We start from the raw sequence: 17,054 nt of genomic DNA on the forward strand, positions 1-17,054 counted from the left end.
ACTTTTTGCGACAGAACCATCGGGAGACACTATGTCGACATTTCGATCACGGTATGAGCTTGAAACAATTGAGTTAGCCAACTCAAGCGGCCTTGTCTTTGAATTTTTTCCGAATGGCGGGTTATTCCGTGTGATGTGTGATGAGGTGATGATTAATCAAATACTGGGCAACCCGCTTGAAGGATCATTGAACAATATCTATTTACGTCTCCGCACAGCTGATTCAATCACGTTCCTCCCGCTGATCGGACCCTCATCACCCAGCTCATTCGCGCATGCTCCCAACCAAGCTAGATGGCAAGGGCACTGGCAGGATCTGGCGTATACCTGTTCATTGACGCTCCACCCGGAGGCCACGATGTGGCTTTGGACTATCGATATTCGTAACACCGCCTCAACGGATCGTCTCTGCGATGTGATTTATACCCAGGATATCGGCCTGGCCCACGAAGGGGCGGTCCGGAACAATGAAGCGTATTGCAGCCACTACATTGATCATCATGTTCTGACTCACAACCTCTACGGACCTGTCGTCTGTTCACGCCAGAATCAGGCCTGCGGAGATCAGCATCCCTGGTTGATGCAGGGATGTACCACCCATGCCAGAGGCCTCGTGACAGATGGTCTGGCCTTTTTTGGTTTGTCGCATAAACACACCAATATCCCGGTTGGACTGACCCAGGATTGCCTCGTGAGTGTCAAACAGCAATATGAAATGGCATTTTGCGGTCTGCAATCCGATATCCTCCGGATTGCTCCCGGTGAGTCCCGATCGGTCACGTTTTATGCCGAATATGTCCCGCACCATCCGGAGCCCACCCAGGCCGCTGACGCCGACCGTATTCAGTCCACGATAACTCGTATCGAACGATTGCAAGCTCAATCACCCAATCGCGTGTTCACCCCGCAACCGGCCGCCGACACCATCTTGCACAACCTGACGATGCTGACCGGACAGGATGTAACCGACGACGAGGTCCAAAACCTCTACCCGGACCGAAGACGCCATGAGGAAGTCCAGAACGGAAGGTTGTTGTCGTTTTTCTATGCAGATGCCACCCATGTGGTGTTACAAGCCAAAGAGCTCCTCGTCGAACGCCCCCACGGCCATATCTTACGTAGCGGGAGCGCCCGAATGCCGCAGGACGATGGACTGAGTTCCACCACGCATATGGCCGGCGTCTTTCACTCCCATCTCACCATTGGCAACACGTCGTTCAACAAACTGTTCTCCATTACGAGAACTCCCTTCAACATCTTCAAAACGAGCGGCCTGCGCATTTTGATCAAGCGAGGCGCCACATATCATCTTCTCGGGATGCCGTCGTGTTATGAGATCGGCCTGCACTCCTGCCGATGGCGGTACAAGACCGATCAAGGATGGATTGTGGTCAATGCCTGGGTCAGCTCAGAAGACGCCGCCGCGTTTGTGAGTATCGAGTCCGATCAGGCCGAGACTTTTGTCATCCTCGGCAATCTGGTTTTAGGCAACCATGAGCTGGACCATCAAGGCCATATCGATATTGATGTCCAAACCGCAACGGCGACCTTGAGACCACATGCCACTACGGAGATGACCCAACGCTATCCGGATACAGTTTTCTACATCACCACGTCAGAACCGGCCAAGGTCGAGCACATCGGAACAGATGACGAATTATTTACCGATCACCAGTCCCGTGGACTCCCCTATCTGACATTTCGTACCAAACCGGTAGAGACGTTTTCTTTAGTGATCACGGGTTCAATTATCGACGCCGAGCAGGCAAAGACATTATGCCAGAAATATCAAGCGCAGCCAGCTCATTTGCAACAGGACCAACAGGCCGGCTGGTCATTTTGGCAATCACTCGGAAGACAATTTTACCTCTCACTCCCCAAGACGAATCCGCTGTGTGACAAACTCAATGATATCTTTTACTGGTACGTCCACAATGCCATGGTGCACCTCACGATCCCCCATGGTCTCGAACAATTTTCCGGTGCCGCATGGGGTGTCCGCGATGTCTGCCAGGGCCCGCTCGAACTCCTGTTGGCCACCCAACACCATCCTGAAGCGAAACAGATCTTGTTAACGGTCTTTGCCCAGCAATATGAGAAGACGGCTGATTGGCCGCAATGGTTTATGTTTGACCGGTTCGCCAATATCCAGCACCCGGAGAGCCATGGTGACATCATCATTTGGCCGTTAAAAGCCCTGGCGATGTACCTCGAAGCCAGCAATGATTTCAGCATCCTGGACATCGAGCTTCCCTATACTGAGCTGCCAAACTTCGGCCGTACCCCAACCCAATCAACTCTGCTACGCCATGTTCAGCGCACGATTGACGCTATCGAATCCCGCTTTATTCCGGGTACGGCGTTATCGGCCTATGGAGCCGGGGATTGGGACGATACCCTTCAACCTGCTCAATCCGCCATGCGCGAGCATATGGTCAGCACCTGGACGGTCGCCTTAACCTATCAAGTGTTCCAACAATTGGCCATCGCCTTTAGCAAGGCCGGGCTCTATACCGACGAACAACGGCTGCTGCAGTTAGCCCGGCGCATCAAAGCGGATTTTCACCAGCATCTGATACCGGATAAGGTCGTGAGCGGATTTGGCTATCGGCACCCGGATGGGCGGGTCGAACCCATCATTCATCCGAGCGATACGCGCACAAAGATTCACTACCGGCTGCTGCCGATGACCCGCAGCATGATCGGCGAGTTATTTGCCCCTGAGCAAGTGCAGAATCACCTGCGGCTCATCGAGTCCCATTTACGCTTTCCGGACGGTGTCCGCCTCATGAACAAACCCGTATCGTATCAAGGCGGGGTACGAGTGTTATTCCGTCGGGCCGAAGAGTCGGCCCATTTCGGACGTGAGATCGGGTTGCAATATGTCCACGCCCACATCCGCTATATCGAAGCCATGTGCAAAATCGGCCAAGCCCGGAACGCCTATGACGCGATCTTGCAGATTCTACCAATCACCATTCAGGATCAGGTATCCAATGCGGTGACACGGCAAAGCAATACCTACTTCAGTAGCTCTGATGCGGATGTGCGGGATCGGTATGAGGCCGAACAGCTATGGGATGCACTACGGGCGGGTCAGGTGCGGGTGAAAGGCGGTTGGCGCATCTACTCCAGCGGGCCCGGTATCCTGATCAATCAAATCGTCAGCAATTTTTTGGGCCTGAGACTGTCGTATGACGATGTCATCATCGATCCCATCCTGCCCAAACAACTGGATGGATTACAATTTACCTTTGCCATGAATGAAAAACCCATCACTGTGATCTACACCATTGCCGGTGATGCCCCGGCTTCGGTCCAATCCGTCACCATCAATGGAACCGAAATGGGATTTACACGCGATCACAATCCCTATCGCCCTGGTGGGGTCCGGATCCCACGCCCCGACGTGTACCCCCTCCTGACTGACGGCCCCAATCGCATTCTCATCAGCATAGGCTAAAGCGATTTCCCGCGAAGCTGAGGTATTCGTCAATAACAGACTTGGCTCCAACTATTGTATGGATGGGCAGCACATTGTGAATCCCACAGATCTATAAGACATGATGCGGAAATGACGGGGACAACATCCAGCATCCCGTCTTTCCCTGTCGTTGACTTCACCTCTTTCAGTATGCGATTTTTTTTAGCAGGCCGCATGTTCAATTTGTTTCGGAGGAACCATTTATTAACCTTATGGATTAAGGAACATCATGATGGTGAAAAGATTTCTGCATTCTTTTTCCTTGCCGAAGGTAGTTTCTCTCATAATGGCCTGTGCCTCGATGCTCTTTTGGGGCAGTGGACAAGCGGAAGACGCGGCCTCTCCCGCAACGCAACAATCCCCCGTGGTTCCCAAACAGGGCTATTCCCCTCCCGGCTATAATCCGCCACAGCCAGGGTACGAATACGTTCCCAACCCCCAGTATAATGGCTATAGTACCTTTGACTATGATTACGGAGGGCCGACCTACATTCAACGGAAAGCTCAAGCTCCCTACGTGACGGAATATGGGGAACCCGTTCTGGAGGAATGGCAGTATTCCGGGGGCTACCAGGGAGCATTAGACCGCGGAGAAATCCATTACCAACCCGGCTCCGGGTACAACAGTCAGATAGCTCCTCCCACTCAAGGGAAGGGACAATGACCGGGGAGGTTTAGTCGAACACTCGGAATGAGGGTCAAAAACCCATTCAGTCGTGCCACATCTTCAACCCCTTTTTTAATAAATTCCTGATCTCATGGCCAGGAGACACCCCTCAAAGACCTGTAATTTAGGTGTCTCTGCGAAAAAATGCGGATGGAGAAGGATCGGGCATAAGAAATTCCATAATCTTTTGGCCATTAAAATCAGGAAGGGAGACATTGAACAACGGCCCAATAGTGAAGGGAAAAATCCATAAGAGATACCGACCGATCCGGGGCCTTTTTAAACCACCCATCTCAAGCGACCGTATGAATTCCCATGTTGTGTGGTAATTTGGGAATATCATTTTTTCAGAATGGACAAACCCCAATTTCAGGTTAATCCATGAACCAGAACGAACTCGAACAATGGATTCTTGATCTTCCCAAAGTCGAACTTCACCTTCATATCGAAGGGACCCTCGAACCGGATTTGATGTTCGATCTCGCGAGGCGTAACAGCCTCTCTCTTCCCTTTGCGACAAGTGAGGAGCTGAAGCGGGCTTACAACTTTCAAGATCTGCAGTCCTTCTTAAATATTTACTATGAAGGCTCGCAGGTCTTACGACAGGAACGTGATTTTTTTGATCTGACCTGGGCCTACCTCAGACGCGTGGTGAAGGAACATGTCCGCCACGTGGAAATCTTTTTTGACCCCCAGGCGCATATGAATCGGGGGGTAGACCTTCACAACGTCATTTCAGGTATTCACACCGCCCTTGAGCAAGCTCGCACCGAGTTGCAAGTCTCCTCCAAACTGATTCCCTGTTTCCTTCGCGATCTCCCTCCCGATTCTGCCAGACAGACGATGGAAAAGATCCTGGATTATCGAGACTGGGTATCGGCTGTGGGGCTGGATTCTTCCGAGAAGGGGCGTCCTCCGGAGCTTTTTCAGGACGTCTTCGATCGCGCACGGACTGAAGGATTGCTGACCGTGGCTCACGCCGGAGAAGAAGGTCCTCCGGAATATATTTGGCAGGCCCTCGAGCTACTCAAAGTCGTCCGCATCGACCACGGCATTCGTTGTATTGAGGATGAATCCCTCGTTCATCATCTGGTTCACACTCAAATTCCTCTCACGGTTTGCCCTCTCTCGAATGTGAAACTCAAAGTGTTCCCCTCACTGGGTCATCATAACTTAAAGGTGCTTCTCCAACGAGGTTTATGCGTGTCGATCCATTCCGATGACCCTGCCTACTTTGGAGGGTACATTACCGATAATTATCTTGCCGCTCAGCGGGCGCTCAATCTCCAGCCAACCGATATCCTTCAATTGGCAAAAAATGGCGTGAAGGCTAGCTTCCTGTCAGACACAGAAAAGGAAAAGCTCATTGGTGAAATTCAGGACCATGCCGCAAACCTGTAGCATTGGCAGTTTTGAGATCATACAGAATATAGGGTCTCCGTCCTACAGCGCTCATCATTCTGAGAAGATGAATCCTGATGGAGGTCCATTGAACGTCTGATGATGACCAAAAATTAGGTGGGAGACACCCTCAACAAAATGGTCATGCTGAGCCGCTCGATTCCGTTCAGGGCAGACACAAGCATTTGCCTGAGACATGCCGTGGTTAGGCTGGGCTCAGATCCTTCGTTTCTCTCAGGATGACAAGGAGAGGACCGGAAAAGGGCTCGAACCGTAATTTTCGTATGATCCTTTTCAACACCCTATTTGGGGTCTTCCCGGCCTTCCCGCTCAACTGCCGCTAAGTAAGGTAAAGCCCGACCCTCACCCCCTAGGTCCAAGCCATACCCGATTACCCACACATCCGGGATCTCAAATCCGACGTAATCTACCCTGAGACCCACCTGATGACGGCTTGGCTTATCCAAGAGGGTACAGAAACGGACCCAGGCCGGCTGCTGTTGTTTCAGATGTTCATGCACCGCGTGCAACGAGAACCCTGAATCGAAAATATCATCGACGACCACTACCACTTCATCTGTGATATGAGGGAGTTCCTCCCTCAGAAAGCTGACTGACCCGCTGGCCTCACTGGTGCCACCATAGTGTGAAACTTTTAAAAATTCGACTTGTGACTCGATGCCATGGTGTGAAAGGTGTCGCACGAGATCAGCCAGGAAGACAAAGCTTCCTGTCAACAATCCAAGCAGGATGGGCTTTCGGGTCGGCAAATCGGTTGCGATCAGTTTGGCTAATTCGCCAACCCGCGTCTCAATGGTCTTTTCATCAATCAGGACAGAATGAGGAAGCACAAAGTCCCTTCTATCAATTCCTGTGTCATGAAATTCTTGACTATTCTACATAGCCACCGCAAGCACAGAAGAGGAAAAATCTACCTTTTAACCACCTAATCGAGCCACTCCGACAGACGGACCCATGGCTAACTCAAGAAGGTCCGAAACAAGAGGAGACTGCGAGATGAAAGAACATTCCTTGGCTTTATGGCGTTGTATTCAAGTATCTCGGCGGGAAGATGCTTGGGGAGCGTGAAGGGGCATAAGAAGTTCATCAATCGGCCGGCCATCAACATCAGGAAGGGAGACATTAAGCAACTGTGCAATCGTGGGGGCATAATCCATAAGCGACACCGTCCGATCTACAGTTCCCGGTTGAATTGATGGTCCGAAGGCCAGGAACATGCCGCCCGCTCGATGATGCCCTGTACGAGGATGCCAGAAATTTGTCGAGATTTTCCCGAATTTTTCTGAAAAGACGGCTGGAATAGGATCTTCTTCATACCATTCCACCAGGAGATCGGGCAGATGAGCAAGGTTCTCACCGGAATAATAATCGGCTGTACGAACAATTCGCTGGATCACCGGCTTTCCTGTCTTGACGTTGATGATCCCTAACAAATCCTTTTCGAGCTCCATACAAAATTGTTGAAATTCCAGCCCCGGCTGGACCTTGCCTTCTGGTTCCCGGCCAACCAGATTCACTCTGATCCCGGCATGGGAAGGCGTGTCATGAATAGAAAAGCACTTACTCCCCGCTCGATCCACCAGTGGGCCAGAGTCTGAGGACAGTTTATGAGAAAGAGGATATATTATGGGCGCAAGGAATTTCTGAACGTCCGACGGAATCTTCTGCCACATTCGGTACAGGAAGGCGAGTGATCTTCGTTGAAGAAGAGGGCCTGTGACATTGTTCGCCGGGATTTTTGGCGGCACAGCCACCTTTAACTGAAGCAGGAATTTTTCCAAGAAGCCATATGGGATGTTCGTTTGCCCCATTCCATGGCTGACAAAAACGATCACCGTGGTTTCTTCGTCAATATCCTTGAGAATTTCTCCAATGGCCGTGTCGATGGCTTTATAGACATCCTTGATCGGATCCCCAACGTTCCTGGCAAGATCTGCATCATGCCATTGATGGGTGGGATCGTGTACATGCCAGCACTGATGACCGATACAGTGACTTTCGGTGAAAACCTGGGCAAACAAATCCCAATTATTTTGTTGCAGAAAATGTTTCGTGACCGCAGTCTTTCTGTCGACCCCGTTTATAAGAGTATCACGAAAGGCCGCGACCCCCGCCGCATCCCGTTTTGCATCACAGTCTCCCTGGATAGGATGAGAGCACGGTGAACCAAAGCGTTGTTCCACCTCAGCAGCCAGCGAGGGTGGCCATGTCATAAAACCGGAATGCGCATCGTGTGCGCCATATTCAACCAATTGAATCCCGTTGAGATTGTGCGACAGGGGCAGTCAGAGGAATATCAAGGATGGCGACCCTTCGCCCTGCCCGGCTTAGATGGTTCCAAAAGGGTTCACGTTTAACACTTTCTCCTGCATACGTTGGATGCAGCTCATACGTTCCCGACTGAAGCTGATGTAGGGAATGAATCCCGTGCTTACCCGGGTTGACGCCGGTATACCATGTGGGCCACGTCGAACCGACAAAAAGCCCTGGAGTGCTCATGGTGGCTCCCACCATACTTTTTGCGAACAGGGCTTGCATGGTCGGCAGAGTTCCATCCTGCGCCCATCGTTTGAATAAATCTCTCGATCCCGCATCAATACCCAGCAACACAACTTTTTGGGGTTTTTCCAACTGAATACTCCTCAGAAATCCAACCGCGGTATTTCTACACCATGCAACGAGAAGAGGTTTGAAGTTGTCACGAATTTTTCAATACGATGGTTCAGATCCGGCTCGTATGACCGAGCTAACCTACAGACCTTAATTGAAAAAAAGTGGAATATCAAACCACACCTCGCTAATGGCAGAAGGCTGCGTTGGGAATGGACCGTGAAGTATTGGGATACCAGGAAGACGGTGGTAGTCTCTCGTAATGGCAGCTTAAACGGATTTCTCTATTAGCCAAAGAAAGTCAGGTAGGGTTGCGATGCGAATGGCATATGTTATTGATTCCTGCTCATGGGTCACGACCTTTACGATCAATGAAATGGTAGAGATTCAGCGTGCAGGCCATCAAATAATTCTGGCGCCTCTTTATTCAGGCGGGCCCTCTCTTACTCATTATGGAAGAGCTGAGCATGTGAAACCCGAAGCCGTCCTGCCTGACCCTCCGTTTGACCTCCAAGTCGCAGGCTTAGCCCTTCTAATGCTCCTGAGGCGTCCCTGGCGCGTCTTGAAAACTCTTGCTGCCCTTCATTGGGCTGCAGGGCTAAATCCTTATGCGCATATCAGTAATATTATATGGACGCCCAAAGCGCTGGCCACGGCCTGGCGCCTGAAAAAGATGAACGTAGATCGGATCCATGCACCGTTTGCCACCCGGTCAGCCACCTGCGCCGGTATTGCGGGACGTGTCAGTGAGATTCCTTTCTCATTCACCGCCCATGCCTACGATATTTACTGTACCTCACTTAAACTGCGTAACGACACCCTCAGATGGAAGATTCGCCATGCAACCCAGGTGTTTGCCATTAGCGAAGATGGGATTCGCCTCCTCCGCCGGATGGCACCTGATTGTTCCCACATACACCTTGTTCATGTGGGTATCCCGTTGACATTGTTTACGCGGAGACCTGCTCCTCCTCACCATGGAGTTCTTCAGCTGTTATGCGTGGCCAGTTATGTTGAAAAGAAAGGCTTGGATACGCTCCTGGATGCCTGCAAGATTCTGTGTGAGAATAACTTCAGATTCTATTTGCGCTTATATGGCAATGGCCCGTTACAACCAGTGTTGGAGCAGCAAATTTCCGAATTGGACTTACTTGACAAGGTTTCGCTTGGAGGTCCCATCACACAGGACGAAGTGTTGGAGCAAATGACGAAGAGTCATCTTGTTGTCATGCCATGCCGCAAAGATGGCACAGGGAATATGGATGGGATCCCGACTGTTTTTATGGAGGCCATGGCCGTCGGGCGCCCCGTGATCAGTTGCCCCATTGGAGGAATACCAGAGCTCGTGCGGGATGGAGAAACAGGTTTATTGGTGGGTTCCAATGATCCACATGCATTGGCTGCAGCAATTATGCGGCTTGGGGAAGACCCGGCTCTTCGAAATCGCCTGGTCCAACAGGCTCGCGCCTTGGTCGAAAAACACCATGACATACAGACGACGGTAACCTTGATGCTTCGTCATATGAACCAGCCTCACAAATGCGGGCAACAGGAGGGAGAATGCGAGTAGCGACAGGGTCATGTCCCGTGCAAAGACTGTCGCGCATGGTCCAATTATGATCCAGGTTTCCGTCATCGTACCCTTTTATAATTCGGAACGGTATATCCAGAGATGTGTCGAAGGATTACTTCAGCAAAGCTTACCACGAGAGGCCTACGAACTGATCCTGATCGATAATAACTCTACGGATTCCTCTGCGGAAACGGCGAGACAATATCCCGGCATTCGGTTGCTGACAGAACCGAAACAAGGCGCGTATGCGGCCAGGAATCGAGGGCTACAGGAAGCGAAGGGCGAAGTCCTGGCCTTTATCGATGCGGATTGTGTCCCCGCTCACGATTGGCTGCACCAAATCATGATGGCAATGGAGCAACCAAACCTCAGCATTGTTCTCGGTCAGAGAGAATATGGCGGGGACTCTCATGTGCTATCGATGTTTGCAGCTTACGAGGATGAAAAGCATCATTACGTGTTCAATAGCAGAAAAAAAGAACTCTATTACGGGCATACGAACAATATGGCCGTAAAAAAACACTTGTTTGACGACCTGGGTCCCTTCGTAGAGCGAGCCAGGGGAAGCGACACGGTTTTTGTTCGACAATCTGTCAATAAGTATTCTTGTGAGGTCGTCCGGTATTGCCCACAGATTCGAGTCCGGCATTTGGAAATTGAAACTCCAAGGAATCTGTACCAAAAATTTTTTATTTATGGGCGTAGCAGAAGAAGCCATAGACTTATTGTGGAGCAAGAACCGTTAAGTAATAAGGAACGGCTGCAGGTATTTCGCAATGTCGTCCGTACCCGGCGGTACTCTTGGATGGAATCCATGATGTTAATTCTGTATCTTGGAATCGGCCTTGCTTACTGGAATCTGGGTGCAATCAGCCTCGCCAAAGAGGAAAAAGATCCCGTGAAATAAAGAAACATGGATGGATGGCTGATGGTTTTGAACAGAACAGTTACTGAAAGATATTCTATCCAGTGCATAAAATTTTTGGCGATGGCCATCGTACTGTTAGCGGGATGCGCATCAATGCCCCCCAGACATCAGGAGAATCTGTGCACAATTTTCGACCAATACCCCGAATGGTACGATGCGGCCAAAGATTCCCAGGAAAAATGGGGCACCCCACCCCACATTCTCATGGCTTTCGTCAAACAGGAGTCGGCGTTTCGCCACGACGCGACGCCCCCATGGGATTGGTTCTTGTTCATTCCACTCGGACCCCAATCGTCGGCGGAAGGCTATGCCCAAGCTAAAGATGAAACATGGGAGGAGTATGAGGATGAGGCCGGTGGGTTCTTCAATAGCCGTTCATCCATGGAGGACGCCCTGGACTTCATCGGCTGGTACAACCACAAAACCAGCAGAGAGCTTGGCATATCCAAATGGGACCCCAAGCGCCTCTATTTGGCTTACCATGAAGGTCGCGGCGGCTATCGGCGTGGGAGCTACGAGCGTAAACCGAAGGTCGTGCGCATCGCGAATCGTGTGGATCGCCAAGCCAGGCAATACGGCGCTCAGTTACGCCAATGCGAACATCGGTTCAGGTGTCGACACTGGTATCAATTCTGGCCATTCTGCAGCTGAAACTCCAATCTCTGATCACGGCAGGGTATTGTAACGGGGGGAATCAGAATTTGCTGTATACTATTACTTTATCCTGCCGCATTCCGGTTAGGCCTGTCTGTCCCCAAATAACACCTCTGGAACATAATATCCGCGTTTTAAAAATTACATGGGACAAGCATGTTGGACTGACCCACCCGCATTAACACCAGCCATTTTAAAAATGAGCGCAAGGAGCAGGTTATCTTTGAGCAATTCCCGGGTTATATGACACCGTTCCGTGTATCCTGCCGAAGCCGGGTCGCCGGTCGAGGAGGCACTCTTGGCATAGCAGTCTCCTGCACAATTATATTTTGCGATACACCCCTGGCACTTCGGCATGTCATGAACATTAAGTTTCCCTAAACGATCAATCGCTTCATGATCCAGAACGAATTCACCATCCTTCTGATTCCACGCTCCATATTGGAACAACCTGGATCGAGGATCCGTAGGTTGAAGAACTTCGTTACATGAAGTCACAATTCCACGCGAGGTGACCAGGAAGTTGCTCGCATCACTGGCACCACAAAAAGTCTCCCGGTGCTTCAGAGAAGCCGCTGAATAGTGCAGTTGAATACCAAATCCGGCAGCCACTTGTCTTGCGGTGCGGAAGTTCTCAACGAATATCTGCCCATCAAGATGTCCAATCTGGTCCTTCAGGTTTGTCACTTTTGTGGCATCGAACACCGGTTCGAAGTGGAGACTTTTGCATTGGAGGTTCTCCCCGACAAACGCAACAAATTCCGACAATGTCGAACTCCCTGCGACTGTCACCGTCGATCGGATATCGTAGGTCCTCCCACGCATCTCAAGCCCCTTCATGATGGCAATAATTCGATCGAACGAACCCCCGCCATTCGGCAGGACCCGATGCTCATCATGCACTTCTCGCACACCGTCCAAGGAAAAGGTCAGATGAGTGCAGTTCACTGCAATGTAATCCAGCCGGGATTGGGCAAACACACCATTCGTGCTCAACGATACGGAGGGCTTGAAATGATGGACCCTGCACTGTTCTTTGTAGTATTCAATAATTTCCCGAAATATACCCCAACTAGCCGTGGCTTCCCCTTCTCCTAAAAACCTGATGGACGGATCCACATTTTGCACGTGTGCATTCTGAACAATTAAATCAATTGCCCCTTTCGCTATGGGCAAGGGTATATCTAGATCTTCCAGCCTCCCACCTTCCGCATAACAATACGTGCACCGCAAGGTGCACTTCTGAGTGTTGGAGAAGGTCGCGCTGGTTGGGGCCCATCGTGTGCTGGGCTTGACCAGGGACCGCTGTGGCGTCTCGGGAATCTTGAACACGTTGCGTTTGACGAGGCCATCGATCAGAGATTGCTCATTTGGTAGGAGCGTCTCATGACGAAAATATTTTCTGACGGTCGAAGCGCCAAATTCGTCCAGAATCATGCTGAAATTTGAAAGGGGACTGTAAAACAAGTATCCGTTGAGAAATGAAACAAGAAAGATATCTCCTGCTCCTTCTATTCGCTCTTCAATGAAGTTCTCTGAAGGATGACTGCGACTGTTGCTACGTTTCTGCGGCATAAGTAAGGTTGTTGGCATAGGAGACTCTCCTTTTAGACATTAGGATTTTTTCTTGTCCGTGGAGCGAGTCGGAAGCCTGGACGAATTCATTTTTGTACGGATTTCGTCCACAATAGACAGGAAATCTTCTATGCTCTTGAGTTTTTTGATATCCATTCCTGCCACAACTTCACGAAAAATTGGATTGGACACCACCTCAAGAATATCTGTTTTAACCGGCTTCAATTGACAGGAACAGCCAGGCCCCGGCTTATCTTCGCATGAACAGCCAGGAGGCTTGTCCTGACAGGAACAGCCGGGTCCCGGCTTGCCTTCACATGAACAGTATAGGGGACCATGATTTACGAGGACGTCAGCAAGAGCAATGATACCGAGGGGATCAATGGCACGAACCGGTTTATCAGGCATACATACCCCCTATTGAAAACAGATGGAACCCCTGTTTCAGGTTAATGGCTATTGCTCATTACCCATGTGGTAATTTTTCAATGCGCCATTCTAAAGTACGGACATAAATTGTCAATGAAAATAATGACCCCGTTTTCCACAGACATCCGACGTCCTGATGTATAGAGAATCAACACCTTGTCATGGGGGATTCACTTATTTCGTGGTTGGGGAGATTGATATTCGCGAGGCCGTGATGTCATCAAGGCAACTGTTATAGAGACTTCCTGGCTGAACGGACTAGACAGCTTCTTGCGTTTGAAGGGCAGCACAAACGGAACACTTTCCGACTGCTCAGGCTATCTATTTATCGTAATTCGTCATGAATGCCTTCGGCGGTTCTCTTGTGACCACCCGGCACGTCTTCTAGTTCCCGCACCGCTTTGATTCGGCCGTAAAGGCGTCTCAAGTGGTCCTCATATTCGCCCCGTTTGAGACCGGCGTGATCTCGTTCAAAGATGCGACCCAGCAGATAGCCGATGATTTCCATCACGTCCAGGAGCTTGCCATCCGGCTCCATCGCTTCTTCAGAGAAAAACTCCATCACCGCCACCACTTTCGGTCCAATTAAAATAGGAAAGGCAAAGCCGGCCTTTACGCCTATTTCCTTGGCAAGACGGGCGCGAGGGAAATTGGGATCCTTGGTCACATTTTTGATCCAAGCTGCCTTTCCACTGGCCAACACTCGACCAGGCAGCCCTTCTCCGGGAACGAACTTCGTTGATTCCGTCACCTGTCGAAACGTATCGAACTTACTCCAGTCCCTCAGAATCCAAATTTTTCCGGGACTCAACAGATCATTATCGCCGTCACGAATATAGAGATGGGCGACCGGCCACCCCGTATAGTCGCAGATCACTTTCATCGCCTGTTTTAACGCATCCTCCACCGGATCATTGGTATTGGATAACACGGCAATTTCCTGATTCAGTTTCAGAAAGGTTGTTTCCTGCTTCAACAGATTATATGCCATTTTCATTTTTTCCGATTCTTTCTGCTCTTCGATAAATCGGAGTTGTCCCAAGGCAAACACGGCGACCAGCCATATGATAAAAATGGAAAGTGCCCGATTGATTTCTCCCATCCATAACGGCACGCCGGGGTCGGAAATAAACGCCCCTTCTAATGTGAGAATCGTCCCGGCAATGGCCCCGCCATAGATCAACCGCTTATCTTTCGCCGTGAAACCCAATAACACCAAAACAGCATAGGCTTCACTAATGGACACGCCCAACGGGAACATGCCATCAACCACGGAGATGACCAGGGCAACACTGCCCATTAGGACCACATAGCCAATAGTCGTGATCGAAAAAACGGGAATGGCTGAAAGGGGTTTAATCATAAGATTCCTGCATTAGTGCCGAAGTGTGATTGAGGTTCGTGAGCGTTATCATTTTTTCCGGCACCGTTTTTGGCAATCGACGTCCTAGAGTTCAAGCACTCGTGGCTTCAGGGGAGATTCGCCCGACACAAACTCTTCCTCCAGGCATCGCACGCAATCGAAAATATCACCAAAAATATGATGTTCCGGAATGAGTCTTGGCGTCAGATTCACCGCGCGGAGCATCTCCAGAGGCTGTGGATTCACGTTGGCCAACAGGACTCGAATACCCCGCTTTTGCATGTATTCAAAAACTAATTCCAGAGCATGAGCGGCTGATTGGTCGAGATACGGCACACGATTCATCTCAAAAATAAGAATTTTGACTGCGGGTAACTGTTTAATATTATCGATTAAAAAATGAGAAAAGCCGAAGAAAACCGGACCGGTAAATGTTTTGATATACACGGTATCTAAATAATCCTGTGGTAAAACGAATTCTTCCCTCAGGTCGCAGGGTTTTCGGATTTTTAGCGACCGAAGGGGAAACAGGACAATTTTTTCTTCTCCGATGTCCCCCATTTTTTTCATGAACACAAAGACTGAGAGGGTCATCCCTGCTCCGACGGCTGTGATCAAATCGACAAATACAGTCAGGAACAACACGATGAAGAGGATGGCGCTTTCAGCCCGGTCCACTTTCACCACTTCCTTGAGGCCCTTATAGTCGATAATGTCCAAACCGACAGTTATGAGTATGGCCGCCAGAACGGGAATGGGCACGTATTGAACATAGGTACCCAAGCCTAACAACACAGCCAGCAGAAAAAGACTGGAAACAACCCCGGCGAGCCGTGTACGACCTCCAGCCTTCACATTGACAATCGACGACATGGTCGTTCCCGCACCGGGTAATCCACCAAAGAGTGCCGATGCCACATTGCCCATACCCTGACCAATTAATTCCCGATTACTCTGATGCTTGGTTTCGGTAATTTTGTCGACAATGACTGCAGTCAAGAGGGTGTCAATGCATCCCAAGGCTCCAAGGGTCAATGCGGCGGTGATGATAAAGGACGGTCGAGATACGTCCACATTTAATAAACGTTCAAGTTGTAAGGAAGGCAAGCCCTGGGACACCTCCCCAATTAGAGGAACAGACAAACCGGTCGCCAGTGCGAGGAAGGTTCCAAACAACAAGGCCATTAGTGCAGCCGGAATTGTGGTACTGACCTTAGGGGCCGCATACAGAATCACCAGGGTCACCCCCCCCAGCGCCAGCGCGTGTATATTCATGTCACGAAAAGCCTGCGCCCCCCCGGTGAACACTCCATAGATGGTGGAGGGAGCCGACAAGCCCATTAACGGAAACACTTCAAATAAGATCAGAATAATGCCAATGCCGGTCATAAACCCGGAAAGCACCGGATAGGGAATATATTTGATATTTCCGCCAATTTTTATGAGTCCGAAAACGATTTGCACCACACCCGCTAAGATGAATATTCCAATGATCGTCCCCAGGGCCAATTCCAAGCTCCCGGCGAAACTGATGGCTTGAGAAACAGTCAACGCGGCCACCACCGTCATGGGGCCGGTTGGAGTACTGATGAGCGTGCGCGTGCCGCCAAAAAGAATGGCAATGGCTCCCAGCAGGATTGCACAATACAGCCCGGAAACCGCTCCCAGTCCTGATTGAAGGCCAAAGGCCAGTGCCAAGGGTAAGGTCACCACTCCAGCGGTCAAACCGCCGAGAACATCTCCCTTGATATGAAGAAAATTATATTGTGATTCCTGCGCGGCGTATGTCATAGGAAAATAGCGATCACCCGGTCAGAGCTTCAGCCCGACTCCTATGCCTTGGGTTTGCACCCCGTCCAAAGCCCTCTGGGCATGTGTGTCCCCTTACACCAGTCAACGACGCGATAGTATAGGCTATGAACCTAATGTTTTAAAGCCAACGGCGGCTGGATGGAAGGTGGGATCGATGCCCGATTTCAGGGAGACACGGTAAAAAGAGGACAATATGACGACTTAGGTTCGTTTGGCCCCTTTACGAAACTCTTTTCAGGAAGTTGCCGGAATATAATCATATCCTCAAAATCATATCCTGCGCGTTACAGTCCCGAATGTCATCGCGTCGCGGTGGTGCAAACCTCCGGTTGGACCCTGAGAAGAAAATTGATGAGTGGCAATAGGTCGATTCTGTTGGGACATTTGACCTTAGTTACGCGAAAGTCGGCGTACGACATCTGTCCCACAAGGATTCCTACAGTCGACTCGCTCGGGCCATGGGGTGCAGATATGCCTCACTCATTACCGGTCGCGAACAATGGCGGAAAGGAAAGGATTTCTTGGATACGATTCCAA

13 protein-coding genes are annotated in these 17,054 nt (G+C 50.4%); 6 read left to right on the top strand and 7 right to left on the bottom strand.

Features of this window, described 5'->3' with window-relative positions; genetic code table 11:
* The first annotated feature begins 31 nt into the window (after positions 1–31).
* The 3 genes from PP769_RS03035 (at position 32) to PP769_RS03045 (ending at position 5,552) form a co-directional block, all read left to right on the top strand.
* Positions 32–3,463, top strand: coding sequence for a GH36-type glycosyl hydrolase domain-containing protein (locus tag PP769_RS03035; RefSeq protein ID WP_312644983.1), 3,432 nt, complete (start codon positions 32–34; stop codon positions 3,461–3,463).
* A 307-nt stretch (positions 3,464–3,770) separates the two neighbouring features.
* Complete coding sequence (locus PP769_RS03040) at positions 3,771–4,148, top strand: hypothetical protein (RefSeq protein WP_312644985.1); 378 nt, start codon at positions 3,771–3,773, stop codon at positions 4,146–4,148.
* A 384-nt stretch (positions 4,149–4,532) separates the two neighbouring features.
* A complete protein-coding gene (locus tag PP769_RS03045; protein WP_312644987.1) occupies positions 4,533–5,552 on the top strand; it encodes an adenosine deaminase in 1,020 nt (339 codons plus the stop codon).
* 302 nt (positions 5,553–5,854) lie between these two features.
* Here the strand turns inward: PP769_RS03045 and hpt are convergent, their stop codons facing one another.
* From hpt to PP769_RS03060, 3 genes are all read right to left on the bottom strand, one after another.
* A complete protein-coding gene (hpt, locus tag PP769_RS03050; protein WP_312644989.1) occupies positions 5,855–6,403 on the bottom strand; it encodes a hypoxanthine phosphoribosyltransferase in 549 nt (182 codons plus the stop codon).
* 201 nt (positions 6,404–6,604) lie between these two features.
* Positions 6,605–7,786 (bottom strand): alkaline phosphatase family protein, encoded by a 1,182-nt coding sequence (locus tag PP769_RS03055; protein ID WP_312644993.1) that lies wholly within the window; start codon positions 7,784–7,786, stop codon positions 6,605–6,607.
* Positions 7,787–7,817: 31 nt separating this feature from the next.
* Positions 7,818–8,204 (bottom strand): alkaline phosphatase family protein, encoded by a 387-nt coding sequence (locus PP769_RS03060; RefSeq protein ID WP_312644996.1) that lies wholly within the window; start codon positions 8,202–8,204, stop codon positions 7,818–7,820.
* A 301-nt stretch (positions 8,205–8,505) separates the two neighbouring features.
* On the opposite strand from PP769_RS03060, the gene PP769_RS03065 reads away from it, so the two are divergent.
* The 3 genes from PP769_RS03065 to PP769_RS03075 all read left to right on the top strand — a co-directional run bounded on the left by PP769_RS03065 (position 8,506) and on the right by PP769_RS03075 (position 11,335).
* Positions 8,506–9,753 (top strand): glycosyltransferase family 4 protein, encoded by a 1,248-nt coding sequence (locus PP769_RS03065; protein ID WP_312644999.1) that lies wholly within the window; start codon positions 8,506–8,508, stop codon positions 9,751–9,753.
* Positions 9,754–9,763: 10 nt separating this feature from the next.
* A complete protein-coding gene (locus tag PP769_RS03070; RefSeq protein ID WP_312645001.1) occupies positions 9,764–10,663 on the top strand; it encodes a glycosyltransferase family 2 protein in 900 nt (299 codons plus the stop codon).
* A gap of 81 nt (positions 10,664–10,744) precedes the next feature.
* A complete protein-coding gene (locus PP769_RS03075; protein ID WP_312645004.1) occupies positions 10,745–11,335 on the top strand; it encodes a transglycosylase SLT domain-containing protein in 591 nt (196 codons plus the stop codon).
* 144 nt (positions 11,336–11,479) lie between these two features.
* Here PP769_RS03075 and PP769_RS03080 read toward each other — a convergent pair whose 3' ends face one another.
* The 4 genes from PP769_RS03080 to PP769_RS03095 form a co-directional block, all read right to left on the bottom strand.
* Positions 11,480–12,931 carry a radical SAM/SPASM domain-containing protein gene (locus PP769_RS03080; RefSeq protein WP_312645007.1) on the bottom strand — a complete coding sequence of 484 codons (1,452 nt, stop codon included), beginning with the start codon at positions 12,929–12,931 and terminating at the stop codon, positions 11,480–11,482.
* Positions 12,932–12,952: 21 nt separating this feature from the next.
* Positions 12,953–13,321, bottom strand: coding sequence for a hypothetical protein (locus PP769_RS03085; protein ID WP_312645009.1), 369 nt, complete (start codon positions 13,319–13,321; stop codon positions 12,953–12,955).
* 346 nt (positions 13,322–13,667) lie between these two features.
* Positions 13,668–14,705 carry a GAF domain-containing protein gene (locus tag PP769_RS03090; protein WP_312645012.1) on the bottom strand — a complete coding sequence of 346 codons (1,038 nt, stop codon included), beginning with the start codon at positions 14,703–14,705 and terminating at the stop codon, positions 13,668–13,670.
* An 84-nt stretch (positions 14,706–14,789) separates the two neighbouring features.
* The gene (locus PP769_RS03095; protein WP_312645014.1) at positions 14,790–16,496 is read right to left on the bottom strand and encodes a SulP family inorganic anion transporter; all 1,707 of its coding nucleotides are present in this window, start codon (positions 16,494–16,496) and stop codon (positions 14,790–14,792) included.
* Between the last annotated feature and the right edge of the window lie 558 nt (positions 16,497–17,054).

This window comes from Candidatus Nitrospira allomarina (assembly GCF_032050975.1).
GTDB lineage: Bacteria > Nitrospirota > Nitrospiria > Nitrospirales > UBA8639 > Nitrospira_E > Nitrospira_E allomarina.